The sequence below is a fragment of the Gordonia sp. LMA484 genome, assembly GCF_058129505.1.
The window spans coordinates 279,817-298,377 of sequence record NZ_CM176700.1 but is presented as its reverse complement, the minus strand read 5'-3'; the positions used below and the strand labels follow the sequence as shown (position 1 = coordinate 298,377).

At 66.9% G+C, this 18,561-nt stretch carries 16 protein-coding genes and 1 riboswitch; of the genes, 7 read left to right on the top strand and 9 right to left on the bottom strand.

Annotated elements, in window-relative coordinates; all coding sequences use genetic code 11:
* Positions 1-38: 38 nt before the first annotated feature.
* From AC4AMJ_RS01320 to AC4AMJ_RS01300, 5 genes are all read right to left on the bottom strand, one after another.
* The gene (locus tag AC4AMJ_RS01320) at positions 39-1,217 is read right to left on the bottom strand and encodes an acyl-CoA dehydrogenase family protein (RefSeq protein WP_489916794.1); all 1,179 of its coding nucleotides are present in this window, start codon (positions 1,215-1,217) and stop codon (positions 39-41) included.
* 28 nt (positions 1,218-1,245) lie between these two features.
* On the bottom strand, positions 1,246-2,802 hold the full coding sequence (locus AC4AMJ_RS01315; protein WP_489916792.1) for a malonate decarboxylase subunit alpha: 1,557 nt from the start codon (positions 2,800-2,802) through the stop codon (positions 1,246-1,248).
* A 148-nt stretch (positions 2,803-2,950) separates the two neighbouring features.
* A complete protein-coding gene (locus tag AC4AMJ_RS01310; RefSeq protein WP_489897383.1) occupies positions 2,951-3,973 on the bottom strand; it encodes a LacI family DNA-binding transcriptional regulator in 1,023 nt (340 codons plus the stop codon).
* 75 nt (positions 3,974-4,048) lie between these two features.
* A complete protein-coding gene (locus AC4AMJ_RS01305; RefSeq protein ID WP_489897384.1) occupies positions 4,049-4,954 on the bottom strand; it encodes a sugar phosphate isomerase/epimerase family protein in 906 nt (301 codons plus the stop codon).
* 3 nt (positions 4,955-4,957) lie between these two features.
* Complete coding sequence (locus AC4AMJ_RS01300) at positions 4,958-6,115, bottom strand: dihydrodipicolinate synthase family protein (RefSeq protein WP_489897385.1); 1,158 nt, start codon at positions 6,113-6,115, stop codon at positions 4,958-4,960.
* A 154-nt stretch (positions 6,116-6,269) separates the two neighbouring features.
* Between AC4AMJ_RS01300 and AC4AMJ_RS01295 the strand changes: the two genes are divergently transcribed.
* The 4 genes from AC4AMJ_RS01295 to AC4AMJ_RS01280 all read left to right on the top strand — a co-directional run bounded on the left by AC4AMJ_RS01295 (position 6,270) and on the right by AC4AMJ_RS01280 (position 10,365).
* Positions 6,270-7,013 carry an SDR family NAD(P)-dependent oxidoreductase gene (locus AC4AMJ_RS01295; protein ID WP_489897386.1) on the top strand — a complete coding sequence of 248 codons (744 nt, stop codon included), beginning with the start codon at positions 6,270-6,272 and terminating at the stop codon, positions 7,011-7,013.
* On the top strand, positions 7,010-8,173 hold the full coding sequence (locus AC4AMJ_RS01290) for a glycerate kinase family protein (protein WP_489916789.1): 1,164 nt from the start codon (positions 7,010-7,012) through the stop codon (positions 8,171-8,173). The genes AC4AMJ_RS01295 and AC4AMJ_RS01290 overlap by 4 nt, the downstream gene beginning before the upstream one ends.
* 50 nt (positions 8,174-8,223) lie before the next feature.
* Positions 8,224-8,673 (top strand): MaoC family dehydratase, encoded by a 450-nt coding sequence (locus tag AC4AMJ_RS01285; RefSeq protein WP_489897388.1) that lies wholly within the window; start codon positions 8,224-8,226, stop codon positions 8,671-8,673.
* Positions 8,674-8,742: 69 nt separating this feature from the next.
* Positions 8,743-10,365: an acyl CoA:acetate/3-ketoacid CoA transferase gene (locus AC4AMJ_RS01280; protein WP_489916787.1), complete on the top strand. Its 1,623-nt coding sequence runs from the start codon at positions 8,743-8,745 to the stop codon at positions 10,363-10,365.
* A 329-nt stretch (positions 10,366-10,694) separates the two neighbouring features.
* Here the strand turns inward: AC4AMJ_RS01280 and AC4AMJ_RS01275 are convergent, their stop codons facing one another.
* From AC4AMJ_RS01275 to AC4AMJ_RS01265, 3 genes are read right to left on the bottom strand one after another with little or no spacing between them, the layout of a single operon-like run.
* Positions 10,695-10,991 (bottom strand): hypothetical protein, encoded by a 297-nt coding sequence (locus AC4AMJ_RS01275; protein WP_489916786.1) that lies wholly within the window; start codon positions 10,989-10,991, stop codon positions 10,695-10,697.
* Positions 10,988-12,700 (bottom strand): MDR family MFS transporter, encoded by a 1,713-nt coding sequence (locus AC4AMJ_RS01270; protein ID WP_489916784.1) that lies wholly within the window; start codon positions 12,698-12,700, stop codon positions 10,988-10,990. Before AC4AMJ_RS01270 ends, AC4AMJ_RS01275 begins: the two co-directional genes overlap by 4 nt.
* Positions 12,697-13,197, bottom strand: coding sequence for a MarR family winged helix-turn-helix transcriptional regulator (locus AC4AMJ_RS01265; protein ID WP_489916781.1), 501 nt, complete (start codon positions 13,195-13,197; stop codon positions 12,697-12,699). The genes AC4AMJ_RS01270 and AC4AMJ_RS01265 overlap by 4 nt, the downstream gene beginning before the upstream one ends.
* Before the next feature lie 181 nt (positions 13,198-13,378).
* Here AC4AMJ_RS01265 and alc point away from each other — a divergent pair, with 181 nt between their 5' ends.
* Positions 13,379-14,362 carry an allantoicase gene (alc, locus tag AC4AMJ_RS01260; RefSeq protein WP_489897393.1) on the top strand — a complete coding sequence of 328 codons (984 nt, stop codon included), beginning with the start codon at positions 13,379-13,381 and terminating at the stop codon, positions 14,360-14,362.
* A gap of 90 nt (positions 14,363-14,452) precedes the next feature.
* Here alc and AC4AMJ_RS01255 read toward each other — a convergent pair whose 3' ends face one another.
* Positions 14,453-15,751: an aminotransferase class V-fold PLP-dependent enzyme gene (locus tag AC4AMJ_RS01255; RefSeq protein ID WP_489916779.1), complete on the bottom strand. Its 1,299-nt coding sequence runs from the start codon at positions 15,749-15,751 to the stop codon at positions 14,453-14,455.
* Between the two features lie 16 nt (positions 15,752-15,767).
* Positions 15,768-15,881: riboswitch (SAM riboswitch) on the bottom strand.
* Between the two features lie 94 nt (positions 15,882-15,975).
* On the opposite strand from AC4AMJ_RS01255, the gene AC4AMJ_RS01250 reads away from it, so the two are divergent.
* Together AC4AMJ_RS01250 and AC4AMJ_RS01245 are read left to right on the top strand one after the other, a co-directional pair.
* The gene (locus AC4AMJ_RS01250; protein WP_489916777.1) at positions 15,976-17,085 is read left to right on the top strand and encodes an isochorismate synthase; all 1,110 of its coding nucleotides are present in this window, start codon (positions 15,976-15,978) and stop codon (positions 17,083-17,085) included.
* Positions 17,078-18,031 carry an ERCC4 domain-containing protein gene (locus AC4AMJ_RS01245; RefSeq protein ID WP_489916775.1) on the top strand — a complete coding sequence of 318 codons (954 nt, stop codon included), beginning with the start codon at positions 17,078-17,080 and terminating at the stop codon, positions 18,029-18,031. Before AC4AMJ_RS01250 ends, AC4AMJ_RS01245 begins: the two co-directional genes overlap by 8 nt.
* Positions 18,032-18,561: the final 530 nt, after the last annotated feature.

Sequence of the window (18,561 nt, the reverse complement as noted above, 5' to 3'; positions counted from 1 at the left end):
CGCTTTCTCGCACTGCGTGAACGAGCCCGCTCGAACCGTCAGCCGGCGGATCGCAACAACGACCGGCTGATGATCAGGCGCTGCATCTCACTGGTGCCCTCGTAGATCTTGGTGATCCGGGCGTCCCGATAGAGACGCTCGACCTCATAGCCGCGGATGAACCCGTTCCCACCGAACACCTGCAGGGCTGCATCCGTGTGGCGGACGGACGCCTCCGACGCGTTGAGCTTCGCCATCGAACACAGGACCTCGGCGTCACCGTCGCCTGCGTCCAGCGCCCGGGCCGCTGTCACCGACAGCGATGTCGCCGCCTGCAGTTCGGTGGCCACCGACGCCAGCGAGAACGAGATCGCCTGGTTCTCCGCGATGGCCCGTCCGAACTGGTGACGATCCAGCGACTGACGCACTGCGGCGTCGAGAGCCGCACGACTGATGCCCAGGGCCAGTCCGGAGATGCCGAGCCTGCCCTTGGCGAGGACCTTCATCATGTAACCGAACGCCTGCCCCTCCTCGCCCAGGAGTGCCGATTCGTCGAGCTCGACATCATCGAAGACGAGTCCGCCCACCTGCGAGGCACGCTGACCCATCTTGTGCTCGTGATAAGCGCGACTCACGCCAGGCGTGTCGATGTCCACGACGAACACCGAGATGCCGCCTCGTTTACCGCGTTCGGGGTCGGTGACGGCCAGCACCACGGCGAAGTCGGCGACGGGCGCGTTGTGGATGTAGATTTTCTCTCCACGAAGCCGCCAGCCGGACGTGGTCCGTTCCGCTCGGGTCGTGATCGAGCCCAGGTCCGATCCGGACCCCGGCTCGGTCAGCGCATAGGCGCACCGTTTCTCGGCGGTCAGCATGGGACGCAGGTAGCGCCGCTTCTGCTCGTCGCTGCCATAGCTGCTCAGCAGCGTGCCGAGGATCTCGACCAGACCGCATTGGTCGGCGATGGAGGCGTATCCGTAGGACAGCGACTCCATCACGAACAGATAGTCGAGTGCGGTGCCGCCGACACCGCCGAACTCGTCGGGAACGGTGATCCCGAAGAGCCCGATCTTTCCCATCTCGTTGTAGAGCTCCTCCGGGAACCGTTCGGTCTCGTCGAGTTCGGCCGCGATCGGCCGGATGCGCTCGTCGACGAAGTCCGCCACCAGTGCGCGTTCGTCGGATCCGAACAGCGTGGTGGGGATTCGGCTGTGGCGGGTGCCGGGTGCAAAGGACATTGATCACTCCTCGGTGATTGTCGGTTGTTCAGTGCGAAGAAAGCGCTGCAGAGATTCCGAACAATGTCGGGTCCATCTGTCTGGGCGCGTCGATGATCGGCGTGAAGCCCATGTGCGCGAGGATGTCTCGTTCGATGTCGACTCCCGGTGCGACCTCGGTCAGTTCCAGACCCGACTCACCGAGCACGAACACGGCGCGTTCGGTGACGTAGACGACGCGTTGGCCGTCCCGCAGTGCACGGGCCCCGGAGAAGGTCACCTGCTCGACCGACGGGACGAACTTCGGGACGCGTCCCTCACGGTAGATCGCCAGTCGTCCGTCCACGATGTCGACGTCGAGGCCCCCCGCGGTGAAAGTGCCGCAGAACACCACGGTGTCGGCGCTCTCCGAGATCTCCACGAAGCCTCCGGGCCCGTTGATGGCACCCGCGATGTGGCTGACGTTGACCGATCCGCTCGCGTCCACCTGGGCCATGCCCAGGCAGGTGATGTCGATGAGGCCGCCGTTGATCAGATCGAACTGGGTGGTCGAGGAGTGGACGACCTCCGGATGCAGTGCCGCGCCGAACAGATCGCCGGTCAGCGGGCGTCCGCCGAAGATGCCCTGTTCGATCACGATCGTGTTCTCCTGCAGGCGTTGCTCGGCCGCCAGCACGTCGACGACGTGGGTGGGGATTCCGAAGCCCACGTTGATGATCGAGCCGCGGCCGATGTGTGACGCCGCCCGCCGCGCGATGATCTCGCGTGCACGTGAGGTCGGCATCTCCGCGTCTTGATCGAGATCTCCAGGGCGGCAGAGTCTTTCATCGAATTCAGCACCGTGCGTCTGCCATTGGGTCGGCACGGACACGACAGCGTCGACGAGAAGCGCCGGCAGGTGCACGACGTGGGGGTCGAGGATGTCGTCGGTGATGGTCTTGACCTGGGCGATCACGATTCCTCCGGATGCGCGCGCCGCCTGGGCAACCGACAGCGCGTCGAGCTGGGCGGCTTCCCCGGCCCAGCCGATGTTGCCGTTGCGGTCCATGGTGTCGCCACGAACCAGTGCAACGTCGATGCGCAACGGCTTGTAGCGGAGATAGTCCCGACCATCGAACTCGACCAGTTCGACGATGTCGTCGACTGCGGCATCATTGAACTTGCCGCCGCCATGTCGCGGATCGGCGAATGTGCCGAGACCGACCGTGGTGACCAGACCGGGCCGGCGCGCGCCGATCTCACGGAAGAGCTGGCTGATCACACCACCGGGAAGCGAGTACGCCTCGATCTCCTCGTCCTGGGCCATCCGGCGCAGTTCGGGCGACCACGTCCACAGACCACCGATCACCCGACGCACGAGTCCGCGATGTGCGAGTCGACCGGTGCCGCCACCCCGACGATCCCCCATCCCGAGGGCGTACATGACCGTCAGGTCCCGCGGCTGTGCGGACTCGAGGAAGCGCGCCTCGAGTGCGGTGAGCAATGCCTCGGGTTCCAGGACCCCACCGCCCGCTCCGGTCAGCGCCACCGTGGCACCGGCGGGGATGAGATCGATGGCCTCGGCCGCGGTCATCCGCATCGGGCGAAGTGATCGAACGACGGTCATGAGATAAACGCTTTCTCTCCTGTGTCAGCAGATACATGCTGTGCTGATGTGTGAACTGTATCGCAGAGAAAGCGCTTTCTCAATACCTTGCGTGGCTCTGGAGGAAATTCCGTCACCTACGACTGCACGGCTGTTCCGCGCCGCGCGCTCAGTCCCGGACCGGCGCGGGGCCGGTCGACTCCCTGATGACCATCTCCGCCGGCAACGGGTCGGGCGACTCCGGCCGCTCCTCGGTGTCGAGCATCGCCCGCATCAGGTCCCAGCCGCGTCGCCCGAGTTCGATCTTCGGACTCTTCACCGTCGTCAGCCGGGGGGCGATGTGGCGCGCCAGAACGATGTCGTCGAATCCGGTCACCGAGATGTCCTCGGGTACGCGCAGGCCCGCGTCGCGCAGCGCCGAGATGGCCCCGATCGCGCTCAGGTCGTTGAAGCAGATCAATGCGGTCGGTTCGTGACGCAATGCTTCTCCGACGGCCGCGTATGCGCCCTCGACGGTGCCGTCGGCCGCAACGCTCGTCGTCTCCAGACCGAAGGCCGACGAACTCTGCACCGCACGCCAGCGCTCGCGGTTCTGCCACGCCAGTTCCGATCCACCGATGTACACCGCCCGGGTGTGCCCGAGTCGGGCCAGATGACTGCAGAGTTGCATGGTGGGCGTGAAGTTGTCGGCAGCGACCATGGGCAGATCCACCCCGAGCTCGATCCGGTTGATGAGCACGGTGGGCGCCTGCCCGCGCGCGAGTTGCTTGAGGCCCGACGTCGGTATCCGACTCGACAGCAGCACCAGACCGTCGACCTGGCCCAGCAGGTCGAGCGCGGTGTTGAGTTCTTCGTCGGGGTCACCGTTCGAGTCCGCCACGAGCATGCGGTAGCCGTGCTCCGCGGCGCCCCGATGCATCTCGTTCACGACATCGAAAAAGTACGCGTTGGTCAGATCGGGCAGGATGACCCCGATGTTGCGCAGGCTGCCGAGCGCCAGTCCACGAGCTGCTCGGCTCGGCCGGTACGAAAGCTGGTCGGCGGCCTCGTGAACCCGGTCGGCGAGCTCCTGCTTGACCTTGGACGAACCACTCATGACCCGGGACACGGTGGCAATCGAGACACCGGCGGCCTCGGCGACCGTCGCGATGGTCGGTCGTGATCGCGGAGCGGTGGGGCGTTGTGTCGACATGAACCTCGTCCTCGCTGGTGGGCTGAGAAAATTTTCGGCACCGGCAGCCGGGCCGGTCACGCACACTGGCAGACCTTATCCATCGTGCCTGGTCATGGACGATACTGCCCGGGTGTCACATTCTGGGCGATCTGCAGAAAGCGATTCCTGGACTCCGTGTCCGTCGACGGTATCGGACAGGCCGGCGAGCGCCCGAGCGGCGGTCGCCACGACCTCGGCCGGGGAGCACGCCCACCATCGGCTGCTCAGTACCTCCACCTCGACGAGACCTCGGTATCCGGCCTCCCGACAGTCCGAGAGGAATCCGGCCATGTCGATGACCCCCTCCCCCGGCATGCCCCGGCTGGCGAGCTCGTCGTGGATCGGCGTCATCCAGTCGGCGAGCTGGACCGACCGGATCAGGTCTCCCGACGCGCCGATGCGCTCGTGCAGCTCGTCCTCCCACCAGAGGTGATAGGAATCGACGGCGAGTCCGAGATGCGGACTTCCGATCGTCTGGACCAGCGCGATCGCCTCACGCAACGACGTGATCGCAGAGCGACTGGCGGCCATCATCGGATGAAACGGCTCCACCGCCAACTCGACTCCGGCGGCCGCGGCATGAGGCACGAGAGCCTCGATCCCGTCACGGATCTGCTCGCGCGCCCCGGCCGGATCGCCGTGCAGCGCGGGTCCGCACACCAACACCAAGCAGTCCGCCCGCAACGCGTGCGCTTGGTCGATGGCACGGAGGTTGTCCTCGAGACGGTCCCGCCGAAGTTCGGCCGTGGGCTGGGGGAACATGCCACCACGGCACACGCTGCTGACGCGCAGCCCGGACGTCGCGACTCGCCTCGCGACATCGGTCATGTCGGCGTCGTCGAGCAGGTCACGCCACAGGCCCACACCACCGAATCCGTGCTCGACCGCGAGGCCGATGACGGAGTCGAGGGAGGCCCCGCGGATCGTGGCGGAGTTCAGGCTGCAATCGAACAGGCGCATCCCTCACCCGATCCCGTGAACCGCGAAGTACGCACGTGCGCGCTGCGCTGTGCGATCCGGGTCGGTGAACAACCCGATCCCGTCGGCCTCCCGGATCAGTTCGGCGAGATGCACCAGGGTGCGCCCGGTCTCGAAGCCGCCGATCATCCGGAAATGATCTTGCTGACCGTTGAGGTATGCCAGCCAGGCCACGCCCACCTTGTAGTACTGGGTCGGTGAGGTGAAGATCAAGCGTGACAAGGGTTCTGTCGGACCGAGGATGTCACGGAAGCCGGCCACATCGCCTCGATCGAGTTGTGCGAACGCCGACGACGCGTACGGGCCGACGGCGGCGAACGCCCCCAGCAGTGCGTCGCTGTGCCCGTCGCCGTCGCCGGCGATCATGTCCACATAGTTGTAGTCGTCACCGGTGAAGACCCGGACCCCGTCGGGGATCCGGTTACGGAGGCGGATCTCCTGCACCGGATCGAGGAGCGAGACCTTGATGCCGCGGACTCGTTCGGCATGGTCGGCGATGATCGAGACCACGGTGTCCATCGCCGTCGACGGATCGCGGTGCCCCCAGTAGCCGGCGAGCGCAGGGTCGAAAACCTCTCCGAGCCAATGCAGTACGACCGGGTTGGAGGCCTGCGACAGAACCGCGTCATACACCGTGACGTAGTCGTCGGGAGTGGTCGCGACCGCGGCCAGATGGCGGCTGGCCATCATCACGCACGACCCGCCGAGAGACTCGATGGCGGCGACCTGCTCGAGATACGCGCCGATGATGTCGCGCAGCGTCGGGTCATCGGTCTTGAGGTGATCGGTACCGATGCCCACCACGACCCGGCCGCCCACCTCGTGCGCCGCACGCAGGGTCCGGGTGGCGAGTTCACGCGCACCGGCCCAGTCGAGCCCCATGCCCCGCTGGGAGGTGTCCATGGCCTCGGCGACACCCAGACCCAGCGACCACAGGTCGTGGCGCAGTCCGAGCGTGGCCTCCCAGTCGATCTGATCGGCGCCGCCCTCGGCGGAGGCCCGATACGGGTTCGCGACCACGTGGGCGGCCGCGAACACCTCACGTGACGTCGGAGGTGTTGCCGCGGTGGTCAGGGCAGCGGGGTCACCGAAGCTGTGGGCAGCGGTGCCGCCGCCGGCCACCGGGAGGTCGATGGTGATCATGAAACTCCTGAAATCGCTTTCTTGCGGATTGTGGTGGAGAGCCTATACCCTCAGAACACCGAGGTAAAGGCTCCACAGTTGAGCACTCGAATTGTGAAAACAGTTTCTTGACGGCTGCCTTCGGGCACGCCGTCCGATCCGGAAAGAGGACCCGATGGTCGAGTCGAACAACGGACTGACGGGCAGAACAGCAATCGTCACGGGCGCCGCCGGTGGCATCGGGTCGGCGATCGCCGGCGGCCTGGCGCGAGAAGGGATGTTCGTCATCGGACTGGACGCGGACCCGAGGGTCGTGTCCGTCATGGAGACCATGGCCGGCCTCGGAGTGTGCGGCGACCTGACCGACGCGGCCGTCAGCCAGTCGGCGATCGACGAGGCGATATCGCGCACCGGGCGACTCGACGTGCTCGTCAATTCCGCCGGCATCCAGAAACGCACCGACGCGATCGACATCTCCGACGAGGATTTCGAGCGACTGTGGGAGGTGAACGTGTCCGCCGCCTTCCGCCTGATCCGACAGGCGACGAAAGCCCTCATCGAGTCGAAGGGCAGTGTGGTGAACATCGCGTCACTGTCCGCCGATCGTGCGGTTCCCGGCATCGTGCCCTACGGCGCGACCAAATCCGCCCTGACCCAGCTGAGCAAGGGTCTCGCGGTCGAACTGGGGCAGTACGGCATTCGGGTCAACGCCGTCGCACCCGGATACATCGAGACGCCGATGACCGCGGACGTGCTCGGCGAGGCCGAGTTCCGCGCGCAGAAGTTGGCCCGAATCCCGTTGCAGCGCTTCGCCGATGGCGACGATGTGGCCGACGTGGTGACCTTCCTGGTCTCCGACGCTGCCCGATACGTCACCGGCGTCGTGCTCCCGGTCGACGGCGGCTACTCGATCACATGACCACCCATCGCATCGCAGGGCCGACCGTTCCCGACGACCGGGTTCTGAGCGTCGTGATCGCACCGGACTCGTTCAAGGGGAGCGCTCCCGCCGATCAGATCGCCCATGCGATCGCGTTCGGGTGGCACGAGGCCCGGCCGGCGGATCGCCTCACCGTCCTGCCCCAAGCCGACGGCGGCGAGGGCACGCTGGACGCGATCGCCACCTCCGAGCCCCGGGCCCGCCGCCACGTCGTCGGCCGGCCCGTGTGCGGGCCTGACCGACAACCGGTCGCGGCGCGATGGCTTGAACTCCCCGGGTCGGTGGGCGTCGTCGAGCTCGCCGAGTCCAGTGGGCTGCCGCTGATGTCTGCGCCCGCCCCCACCCGCGCGACGTCGCGCGGCCTGGGTCAGGTGATCCGGACGGCCATCGATCACGGCGCAGAACGTGTCGTCGTCGGTCTCGGCGGCTCTGCGTCCACCGACGCAGGCGTCGGTGCGCTTCTCGAACTCGGCCTTCGCCTGTTCGATGGCGCCGGGCGCCGTCTCGACATCGCCGATACCCTGGACCTGGCGCGGGTCGCTCATATCGACACGGCCGGTCTGATCCCGCCACCGCCGGGAGGCGTCGAGGTCATGACCGACACATTCGCGCCGTTGTGCGGCCCGACGGGCGCGGCACACGTATTCGGAGCGCAGAAGGGCGCCGATCTGGCCACCCGGCAGGCTCTTGACGACGCACTCGCGCGGTTCGCGGATCTGGCCGAACCGCTGTTCGAGATCGATCGGTCACAAGCGGGTACCGGCGCCGCGGGCGGAGTCGGTTTCGGTCTGCGCGCGTGGGGAGCCACTCTGGTCCCTGGCGCCGAGCGGATCACCGAACTGACCGGATTGGCCGCTGCCGTCCCCACGTCGGACCTGGTCATCACCGGCGAGGGACGATTCGACGCCACGTCGATGACCGGCAAGCTGGTGGGGACGGTGCTCGGCCACTGCATATCCGCCGGCGTGCGCACCCTGGTGATGGCGGGCGACGTCGCGGCTCCCGCCCCGGATCTCGCGGTGTCGCTGTCGGAGGTCGCCGGCTCGGCCGAACGGGCCATCGATGCGCCTCTGCATTTCGCCCGCATCGCGGCGCGGGAGGCCGCCGGGCAGTTGTCGTCGGCACAAGCGCTTTCGTGATCAATCCCCGGTTCGACCCGACCGGACCACCGAGAAGGGAAGTACAGGACATGAGTGAATCGCATCAGGTCGCACGCTCCGGCCACGGTCTGCAGAAGGGCGACACCGCCACCTTCACCAAGACCGTCGGCGAGTACGACGTCTATGGCTTCGCCGGCATCACCGGCGACTTCGCGCCCAATCACATCGACCGGTCGTACATGGAGGCGGGTTCGTACGGAGAGCGCATCGCGCACGGCGTACTGATCCTCGGCCTGTCGTCGACCGCGTCGACCGAGATCGCCGCCCGGGCGGGCCGCCGCGCCGTGTCCTACGGCTACGACCGGGTGCGCTTCGTGGCGCCGGTGTTCCTCGGTGACACCGTGACGATCACCTACACCGTCGACACGATCGACGAGGCGGCGAGCAAGTCGTACTCGTCCATCGTCGCCACCAATCAGCGCGGTGAGACGTGCATGGTCGCGACGCACGTCATGAAGTTCCTGCCCGACGGGCCGTGATCACACGTCTGCCGCGTCATCCTTTCGCATCAATCTCGATCATCAACGCGCTCTTCAGGAGTCACCACCATGCACATCCCTCGCATACTCACCGCCCGTCAGGCCGCGGATCTGATCGCCGACGGCGACACCATCACGGTCAGTTCGTCTTCCGGACTCGGCTGCCCCGACGCCGTTCTCGAGGGGATCGGAGAACGATTCCGCGAGACCCGGTCTCCGCAGGATCTCACCAGCATCCATTCGATCGCGTCGGGAGACATGTGGGGCATCAAGGGCATCGATCACCTGGCCCAACCGGGTCTGCTGTCGCGGGTTGTCGCCGGGTCGTATCCGTCGGGCCCGTCGTCGGCGGAGCCCCCCGCGATCTGGCAGATGATCGAGAACAACGAGCTCGAGGCGTATAACCTCCCCGCCGGAATCCTGTTCCAGCTGCACCGTGCCGCCGCGGCGAAACAGCCGGGCGTGCTATCCAAGGTGGGTCTGGACACCTTCGTCGACCCCAGGGTCGGCGCCGGCCGGATGAACACCGTCACGCCCGACGCCTATGTGCGGGTCCAGGAGATCGACGGGCAGGAATGGCTGTTCTACGACGCCGTCGTGCCGGACGTGGCGATCATCCGCGCGACGACGGCCGACACGTTCGGGAACCTGACCTTCGAGGAAGAGGCCTCACCGTTGGGCGCGCTCGATCTCGCGTATGCCGCCCACAACAACGGCGGGATCGTCATCGCGCAGGTCAAGTATCTGGCCGAAGGCGGCAGCCTCAGTCCTCAGACGGTCCGTGTGCCCGGCATTCTCGTCGACGCCATCGTTGTCGCGCCGGATCAGCTGCAGACCACCCAGACCACATACGACCCCGCCATCTCCGGCGAGCTACGCCGTCCGTTGAGCACCCTCGAACCGGTGCCGTTCTCCCTGGAGAAGATCATGGCCCGTCGCGCCGCGAGCGAACTACGGTCCGGCGAGATCGCCAACATCGGCTTCGGTGTCTCTGCCCTGGTTCCCCATGTCCTGGTCGAGGAAGGGTTGCCCAAGGCGGTCTCCTGGGTGATCGAACAGGGCGCGGTCGGCGGTGTTCCCTTGTTGGACTTCGTGTTCGGCGTATCGCAGAACCCGGACGCGATCATGCAGAGCGCCGACCAGTTCACCCTTCTCCAGGGTGGCGGGTTCGGACATTCGCTGCTGTCATTCCTCGAGATCGACCGCCACGGGAACGTCAACGTCCACAGCCTGCCGAAACGTCGTCATGTGACCGCCGGGCTCGGCGGATTCGTGGACATCACGTCGGGAGCACCCGCGATCGTCTTCGTCGGCTCGTTCACCGCAGGGAAGCGTGACATCGCGATCGAGGACGGCGCCTTGCAGATCCGTACCGACGGCTCGCACACCAAGCTGGTCGCCGACGTCGATTCGCCGACCTTCTCGGGCAAGCGGGCCCTGCAGACCGGACAGAAGGTGCTCTACGTGACCGAGCGCTGTGTCCTCGAGTTGCGCGCCGAGGGTCTTACCGTGATCGAGATCGCGCCCGGGGTGGATCTGCAGCGCGACATCCTCGACCGATCCGAGTTCGAGCTCCCAGTCGACCCGGAACTGAAGACCATGTCCGCGGGCCTGTTCTCCCCCGAACCAGTCGGCCTGACCCTCGAAACCATGCCCGCGCACAGCCGGATCCGAGCCCTGCCCGCGACCTGACTGGCGTGGCGCGCGCCCAACCTCGAAACCCGCCCGACGCTGGTGAGGTCACCTCGAAACCCCGCCGACGCTGGTGACGTCACCTCGAAACCCGGCCGACGCTGGTGAGGTCACCTCGAAACCCGGCCGACGCTGGTGACGTCACCTCGAAACCCGCCCGACGCTGGTGAGGTCACCTCGAAACCCGGCCGACGCTGGTGACGTCACCTCGAAACCCGCCCAACAGCCGGCGAGCCAACCTCGAGACCCGCCCGACGCTGGTGACGTCACCTCGAAACCCGCCCAACAGCCGGCGAGCCAACCTCGAGACCCGCCCGACGCTGGTGACGTCACCTCGAAACCCGCCCAACAGCGGGCGAGCCAACCTCGAGACCCGCCTGACGGCGGTCGAGAGAACCCAGAAAAACGTCGACAGCACCCACCTCGACCTCGCCACCGGCGGGGTCGAAATCAAAATGGTGGGTGCTGTCGGCGTTTTTCTGGGTTCTCTCGACGCGAAGCAAGGTTCCGTCGGCGAAATCCAAGGTTCCGTCGGCGAAATCCAAGGTTCCGTCGGCGAAATCCAGGGTTCTGTCGCCGCCGCCAGGCGGGGCGACCAGGGTCGCCCCGCCGACAGCCAGGCTCATGCCGTGGCCGGCACCTCTTCCTTCGCCGCGCCGATCGGACGACCGGTCCGCAACGGCAGTTCCTTCCAGGTGACCGTCCCGAGGATGGCGATCAGCGACATGATCGACACCGCCAGGAACACCGTGTCCATCGAGTTGGCGAATCCGACCTTGATGGGGCGGGCGAGCTCGGTCGGGAGCTCGCTGATCACGGAGGTGTCGGACATCACGCTGTCCGAGGCCCCCGAAGCCTGACCCGGGTTCTCCGCGGCTGCCATCAACCCCTGGGCGAACTGCGCGACCTTCGGGTTGTCGCTCTGCGCGGCCTGCACCACGGCGGTCCGGTACTCGGGCTGGCTTGCGGCTGCGGTCATCTCGTCGTGGATGTTCGGGCCCATCAGGGAGAACAGCAACGAGAAGAAGACGGCGACGCCCATCGTGCCGCCGATCTGGCGGAAGAAGGTCGACGTGCCGGTGGACAGTCCCATGTCCTTGGGCGGCAAGATGTTCTGCATCGCCAACATGATCGGCTGCATCAGGTTGCCCAGACCGAAGCCGATCAGGGCAGCGGTCAGCATCACCAGGTACACCGGGGTGTCCACCCCGACGAGATGCATCAGGAACGCACCCACGGTGACCAGCACCGATCCGATGATCGGGTAGATCTTGTAGCGGCCGGTGCGGGAGATCAGCTGGCCGGACACGATCGAACCGGTCATCAGGCCCAATACCATCGGCAGCATCTGCAGGCCGGCGACCATCGGGCTCGATCCACGCAGGACCTGGTAGTACTGCGGCAGCATCGAGATGCCGCCGAACATCGCCGCACCGATGATCACCGAGATCACGATGCCCTGGGAGAAGATTGGGTTCTTGAAGACGCGCAACGGGATCAGCGCCTCGTCGCCCATCTTGTGCTCGATCCAGATGAACACACCGATCCCGATCACGCCGATGGCGTAGCAGAGCAGCGACAGGCCCGAGGTCCATCCCCATTCGCGTCCCTGTTCGGCGACGATCAGCAGCGGGGCGACCGCCACGGCCAGTGCCGTCGCGCCCCAGTAGTCGGTGCGCCCACCCCGACCCTTCTGCTGGTCATAGTTCAGGACCTTGTAGATCAGCAGCAGCGAGAGAAGGCCGATGGGCACGTTGACCAGGAACACCCAGCGCCAGCCGGAGACCCACAGGATCGAGCTCTGTCCGGCGAGGAGACCGCCGAGGACCGGGCCCAGCACGCTCGAGGTGCCGAACACCGCGAGGAAGTAGCCCTGGTACTTGGCGCGCTCGCGGGGCGGCACGATGTCACCGATGGTGGTCAACGCCAACGTCATCAGACCACCGGCACCGAGGCCCTGGAATGCGCGGAACGCCGCCAGCTCATACATCGACGTCGCGATGCTGCAGAGCAGCGACCCGACCACGAAGATCGAGATCGCAACCATGAAGAACGGCTTACGGCCGTACAGGTCGGAGAGCTTGCCGTAGAGGGGCGTCACGATCGTCGCGGTGACGAGGTACGCGGTGGTGGCCCACGCCTGCATGTCGTAGCCGTTGAGGTCGTCGGCGATCGTTCGGATCGACGTCGAGACGATGGTCTGATCCAGTGCGGCGAGGAACATCGCACTCATCAGACCGGCGAGCACGGTCAGTATCTGACGGTGTGTCAGCCCGGCCCCCGCCGTGTTGTCGTCGTGGGCCGCGGTGACGTCTGCGGCCGTCGATTCGGTCATGATTGTCCTTTCACAAGGTCTGTCAGCGACGGTTGGTTCTTGTCGCACTGCGGCGGCACGATGACCGACTCGGTCGCGTCGACGAATCGGGTCAGCAGACGCACCAGCGTCCACAGTTCGTCGTCGGTCCAATCGGTCATGGCGCGATCCATTGCGACACGGCGCACCGTCCGCATGGCCTCCACACGCTCCCGCCCGGCATCGGTGATGACGAGAAGGGTGGCACGGCCGTCGGCGGGGTCGGCCTCTCGGCGCACGAGCCCGAGATCGACGAGTTGCGCGACGTGACGGCTGACGGTCGACGGATCGGCGTTGAGGCTCTCCGCCAACTCTCGCGAGCGCATCGATTGGCGGGCGAGGTGGAAAAGCCCCTTGAATGCCGCCGTCTCGAACTCACCTTCGGCCGTCTTGAACGTGGTGTGCACCGCCCGATCCCGGATACGCATGTACCGGGTGAGCACATCGAACAACTCGTCGAACGCCGATTGATCGAGCACGCGCACGTCCTTCCCCGCTGACGGATTTTTACTTTCTCATTGCAATTAGTTGTAGGCTGCAATTAGTTGCCGCCCGCAAGTATGCGCTCGGATTCGATCGAAGGCAAACGAGTACCTACGATCAGAGGTCGTGACTCCTGCACCACCGCCCCCGACGGGAAACCGGCCCCACTTCACCTCGATGCCCGACCTGGCACTTCGGGACCTCGGCGGCGCCGTGGTGTGGACCAACGACGATCTGTTCGCCGAGGCCCAGAACCTGATCAAGACGGCACCGGCCCAGTACCAGCCGGCGACGTTCGGCCACAAGGGTCAGATCTACGACGGCTGGGAGACGCGTCGTCGGCGAGTGGGTGGAGTCGACCAGGCCATCGTGCGCCTCGGCGCGCCGGGTGTGATCTATGGCGTGGTGGTGGACACGTCGTGGTTCAAGGGCAACTACCCGCCGTTCATCTCGGTGGAGGCGGCCGCGGTCGAGGGCGTCGTGTCGGTCGAGCAACTCCTCAACGACGTCGAGTGGGTGACCATCGTTGAGCGCAGTCCCGCTGAGGGAGACACCCGCAATCCGTTCAAGGTCGACGCGAAGAACCGCTTCACCCACGTACGCCTCACGATGCACCCCGACGGCGGTGTGGCCCGCTTCCGCGTGCACGGCCGCGGCGTGCCCAATCCGCACTTCTTCCGCTATGGCCACTTCGACCTCGCGGCGCTGGAGAACGGTGGCCTGATCACGGCCTGCTCCAACATGTTCTACAGCTCACCGAATAATCTGCTGATGCCGGGCCGGGCCCGGAACATGGGCGAGGGCTGGGAGACGTCGCGACGCCGCGACGACGGCAACGACTGGGTGCAGGTTCGCCTCGCCGGACGCGGACTGGTGAGCCTCGTCGAGCTCGACACCAGCTACTTCCTCGGCAATGCGCCCGGTGCCGCGACGGTCCGCGGCCGCGACGGCGAGGACGGCGAGTGGTTCGAGGTCCTACCCCGCACCGACCTGCAGCCCGACACACGTCACCGATTCGTCATCGACCTCGATCGACCCATGACCGAGGCACGGATGGACATCTTCCCCGACGGCGGGATGGCGCGGTTCAAGCTCTACGGCACCCTGACCGGCGATGCCGAGGCCGAACTCGTCGAGCAGTGGGAGCGTGGCGAGGCCTGACTCGTCACCTGGCGTCGCCCCGATACCGCGCGCCTGGCGTGCATCCGCGCATGTAGCGACGCGCGCGGATGCCTGATGGGCGCGCGGTTGTCAGGCGACGAGACCGGAGAGTGCGTCGACCAGCCGGTCAATATCCGCGGAACCGGTGCCGAGGCCGAAACTCGCCCGCACCGCGCCGTCCGGATACCCCAACCGGTTCAGCAGCGGGTGCGCGCAGAACTTGCCGTCGCGGACACCGATACCCGCACTGTCGCTGAGGTATTCGGCCACGAGCCGCGGCGCGTGTCCGGCTACGGCGAAGCCGGCGATGCCGACCCCTTCGGTCGAGTCGTCGAAGATCCGTAACGGGGTGACACCGTCGATGCCGGCGAGGCCGTCGTCCAGGCGGGCGAGCAATGCCGCCTCGTGCACTCCGATCGACTCGAGGCCGATGGCCGCAAGCGCCTCGCAGGCGGCCGCGATCGACAAGGCGCCCAGCACATTCGGCGAGCCCGCCTCGTGGCGGGCCGCACCGGTGTGCCATTCGACGCTGGAGCTCCCGACCTCGGTGTCGCCCACGGACACGGTGGCCGACGCCCCGCCGCCGGACAGGTACGGATCGGCCGCGTCGAGCCAGTCGCCCCGGCCGATCAGTACGCCGGCGCCGAACGGCGCGTAGAGCTTGTGGCCGGAGAAGACCAGGTAGTCGATGCCGTGGCTGACCATCGACACCCGACGATGCGCGACCAGCTGCGCGGCGTCGACGAGGATGCGTGCGCCGTTGCGGTGCGCGATCGATGCGAGCCGCCCGATCGGCAACACCTCACCCGTCACATTCGACGCCGCGGTGACCGCCAGCAGCGCCGCCGGCGATGACGCGAGTTCCGCCTCGAGCGCGGTCAGCGTGTCCTCGATCGTCGAGGCGGCGCGGACGACACGCACCCGCGACGATCCGCCGCGAGCCCACGGCAGCAGGTTGGCGTGATGCTCGATGTCGAGTACGACGACATCACCGCACGTCACATGGGCTGCGAGGTTGATCGCATCGGTGGTGCCGCGGGTGAAGACCACGGTGTCGTCGACCCGCCCGCGGACGAACCCCCGTACGACGTCACGGGCCGCCTCGTAGCGGCGGGTGGTGATCTGCGACAGGTGGCCGGCGCCACGATGCACACTCGCGTACTGCGCCAACGACTCCTGCACCACGCGGGCGACGTCGACGAGCGCCGGCGCGCTCGCGGCGTAATCGAGATTCGCGTACGCGACCGAACCGCCCGTACGGAGCGGCACGAGCTCACCGGCGCCGACGACCTCGGCCAACGGTGCGATCGGTGCCCGCGTGGCACACGAGTGGGCCGATCCGAGGTCGGCGAGGGGCTTGACGAACGGCGCTGAGAGGACAGCAGACATGACAAATACTCCTGGGAATCCGCACTTGCCGTGATCACCTCGAACACGGCCGGGTCGTCACCCGGAGCACCCCACCGCGGAGGAGGGTTGCCGACCAGCGAGCCGGGGCTTGGCACTGGCACTCATGACCCGCGTCAAGATTCGCCCATCGGATGATCGGAGTCAACCTTTGGATCAGCATGCGCGAAACACCCGCGCGAACCCGCGACGGTAGCGTGAGACGCATGGCGAACCTCGACGGCGACGACACCGACGCCGGTGTGTTCGTGCTGTCACGCCCGGACGGCACGGTCCGTGCGCGCGGTGTGCGACGCCGGTTCACCGATGCGCACGCGGCCGCCGACGCCATGCGCGCGCGGACGGTCGGCGCGATCACCGGCGCGATCCCGTTCGATCCGGCCGAGCCGGCCGCCCTTCTGACCCCGGAGACACTCGCTCGCACCCCCGAACCGCTGGCGGGCCGGGCCGCAACGCCGCACCGCATCGCGTCGGCGACCTATCGTCCGGAGCCGTCGGCCCATCGCGATCGCGTGGTACGGGCGATCAAGGAGATCGCCGAGGGAAACCTCGCCAAGGTGGTGCTCGCCCGGGCAGTGGATCTGATCGTCGAACCGGCGGTCGATCCCGCCGAGCTGCTCACCGCCCTCGCTGCGGGTAACGCCGAGCACAATGCGTTCGCCGTCGACGTCGGCGCGGTCCGTGGAGACGGCGCATGGCTACTCGGCGCCAGCCCGGAGATGTTGTTACGCAAGCGCGGTCGGACGGTGACGTGTCAGCCGTACGCCGGGTCCGCGCCTCGGTCCGATGATGTCGAAGCCGACCGCGCGGCCGCAGCCGCTCTCGCCGCGTCGGCCAAGGATCTCACCGAGCACGCGTTCGTCGTCGACCATCTGCGTCGGCAACTCGCACCGATCTGCGAGGACCTCGACGCACCGACGTCGCCCGAGGTGCGCTCCACCGGCGAGATCTGGCATCTGGCGACGACCATCCACGGAACCCTTCGCGACGACACGATGACCTCGCTCGACCTGGCACTGCGTCTGGGTCCCACGCCCGCTGTCGGTGGAACACCGAATTCCGTGGCGGCACAGTTCATCCTCGACAACGAGGAGCCGCGGGGACTATATGCCGGTGCCGTCGGGTGGTGCGACGAATCGGGCGACGGGGACTGGATGGTGACGATCCGGTGCCTCGAACTGGCCGCCGACCGTCGGTCGCTGCGGACCTGGGCCGGCGGCGGCATCGTCGCGCAGTCAGACCCGCAGGCGGAGGTGGACGAGACCACCGCGAAACTGCGGACCGTCCTCAATGCGCTCGGGATCGAGCATGCCTGACGACTTCCTGATCGCGCGCAATCCGGAGGAGGGCTCCTCGCTCCCCTACCTCGTACGAATTCCTCTCGGCGCCAACGGGATCATCCTCAAGGTCCGCGAGACCTGGCCGCGCACCAGCAAGATCTACTGCCATCGCGCCGTCGAATGGCCGTCCGATCCGGAGATCGTCGAACAGCTTCCGGTACGGGCCGTATCCCGGCGCGGCGCCGCCATCGACCTCGTCCTCGAGCGCGGCCGGGAGAACCGATCGCAGTTCGTGCTCACCCAGGCGCGCGGTCGGGAGATGATCTTCTGGCAGTCACGGCGCACCACCAAGCAGGCACGTCCGAACGTGGCGATCCCGAAAGCCCGTGCGCACGGGCAGGTTCTGACGATCGTGGTGGACAGCGGCGAGCGTTACGCCTATGGGTTCACACATCAGCAGGCCGAGACGACCCGACGCAAACTGCCTGCCGGCGACTACGCGGTCACCGATGGTGAGACCGTGATCGCCGCAGTTGAACGCAAGTCGATCGACGATCTGAGCTCCGGTCTGACGTCGGGCAAGATGACCTATCAGCTCTCCGATCTCGCCGGATTGCACCGCGCCGCAGTCGTTGTCGAGGCACCCTACAGCGCGGTGTTCAAACGCGAATACGTCGCGGGTTCGACATTGGCCGAAGCAGTCGCCGAAGCCCAGGTGCGTTTCCCTCATGTGCCGATCGTGTTCTGCGACAACCGCAAACTGGCCGAGGAGTGGACCTACCGCTGGCTCGGCGCGGCACTGCACGAGTGGCATCTGTCCACCCGCACCGACATCGTCGTGAACGATCTGCAGGGCCCCGCCGCCGGACCGGCCGAGATCCGCGCGTGGGCAGTGGCCAACGGAGTCGAGGTACCCACCAAGGGCCGCATCCCTGCGCGCGTTCGCGAAGCGTGGGAGAAGCGCAACGACAGACAGGACTGAGTATTCACCGTGGATTCGGTGGGCTCTGCGTTGTCCGTCACCAGGTTTCGATACGCCCTCCGCTAGCGCACCGCTAGCGCTCCGGCCTACTCAACCAGCGGACGATGCGCACCAACCGGCCCCGAGCCACATACCCGACGCCGACCGTATCGAGTCAGACCACCCCGACCCTCAGCCCAGCGCTCCCCACTGCGGTCGCTGAGGAGCGAGGCGCCAGCCGAGCGTCCCCATTGCGGTCCCTGAGGAGCGAGGCGCCAGCCGAGCGTCCCCATTGCGGTCCCTGAGGAGCGAGGCGCCAGCCGAGCGTCCCCATTGCGGTCCCTGAGGAGCGAGGCGCCAGCCGAGCGTCCCCATTGCGGTCCCTGAGGAGCGAGGCGCCAGCCGAGCGTCACGAAGGGCCGACCCTTCGTGACGGGCCTCCGCAAGCTCCGGCCCTCCTCAGGGATCGGGTGGACAGCGCTCCGCTTCTGCCATATCGCGTGAAGACGCTCGCAGATCAGGGATCGGGTGGACAGCGCTCCACTTCCGCC

What these genes read in the sequence shown, in the direction of transcription:
- AC4AMJ_RS01275 (WP_489916786.1), bottom strand. Translation starts at nt 10,991, where the DNA reads ATGAGCCTGGCTGTCGGCGGGGCGACCCTGGTCGCCCCGCCTGGCGGC.
- AC4AMJ_RS01310 (WP_489897383.1), bottom strand. Translation starts at nt 3,973, where the DNA reads ATGTCGACACAACGCCCCACCGCTCCGCGATCACGACCGACCATCGCG.
- AC4AMJ_RS01250 (WP_489916777.1), top strand. Translation starts at nt 15,976, where the DNA reads ATGGCGAACCTCGACGGCGACGACACCGACGCCGGTGTGTTCGTGCTG.
- AC4AMJ_RS01245 (WP_489916775.1), top strand. Translation starts at nt 17,078, where the DNA reads ATGCCTGACGACTTCCTGATCGCGCGCAATCCGGAGGAGGGCTCCTCG.
- AC4AMJ_RS01300 (WP_489897385.1), bottom strand. Translation starts at nt 6,115, where the DNA reads ATGATCACCATCGACCTCCCGGTGGCCGGCGGCGGCACCGCTGCCCAC.
- AC4AMJ_RS01285 (WP_489897388.1), top strand. Translation starts at nt 8,224, where the DNA reads ATGAGTGAATCGCATCAGGTCGCACGCTCCGGCCACGGTCTGCAGAAG.
- AC4AMJ_RS01290 (WP_489916789.1), top strand. Translation starts at nt 7,010, where the DNA reads ATGACCACCCATCGCATCGCAGGGCCGACCGTTCCCGACGACCGGGTT.
- alc (WP_489897393.1), top strand. Translation starts at nt 13,379, where the DNA reads ATGCCCGACCTGGCACTTCGGGACCTCGGCGGCGCCGTGGTGTGGACC.
- AC4AMJ_RS01320 (WP_489916794.1), bottom strand. Translation starts at nt 1,217, where the DNA reads ATGTCCTTTGCACCCGGCACCCGCCACAGCCGAATCCCCACCACGCTG.
- AC4AMJ_RS01305 (WP_489897384.1), bottom strand. Translation starts at nt 4,954, where the DNA reads ATGCGCCTGTTCGATTGCAGCCTGAACTCCGCCACGATCCGCGGGGCC.
- AC4AMJ_RS01280 (WP_489916787.1), top strand. Translation starts at nt 8,743, where the DNA reads ATGCACATCCCTCGCATACTCACCGCCCGTCAGGCCGCGGATCTGATC.
- AC4AMJ_RS01270 (WP_489916784.1), bottom strand. Translation starts at nt 12,700, where the DNA reads ATGACCGAATCGACGGCCGCAGACGTCACCGCGGCCCACGACGACAAC.
- AC4AMJ_RS01255 (WP_489916779.1), bottom strand. Translation starts at nt 15,751, where the DNA reads ATGTCTGCTGTCCTCTCAGCGCCGTTCGTCAAGCCCCTCGCCGACCTC.
- AC4AMJ_RS01295 (WP_489897386.1), top strand. Translation starts at nt 6,270, where the DNA reads ATGGTCGAGTCGAACAACGGACTGACGGGCAGAACAGCAATCGTCACG.
- AC4AMJ_RS01315 (WP_489916792.1), bottom strand. Translation starts at nt 2,802, where the DNA reads ATGACCGTCGTTCGATCACTTCGCCCGATGCGGATGACCGCGGCCGAG.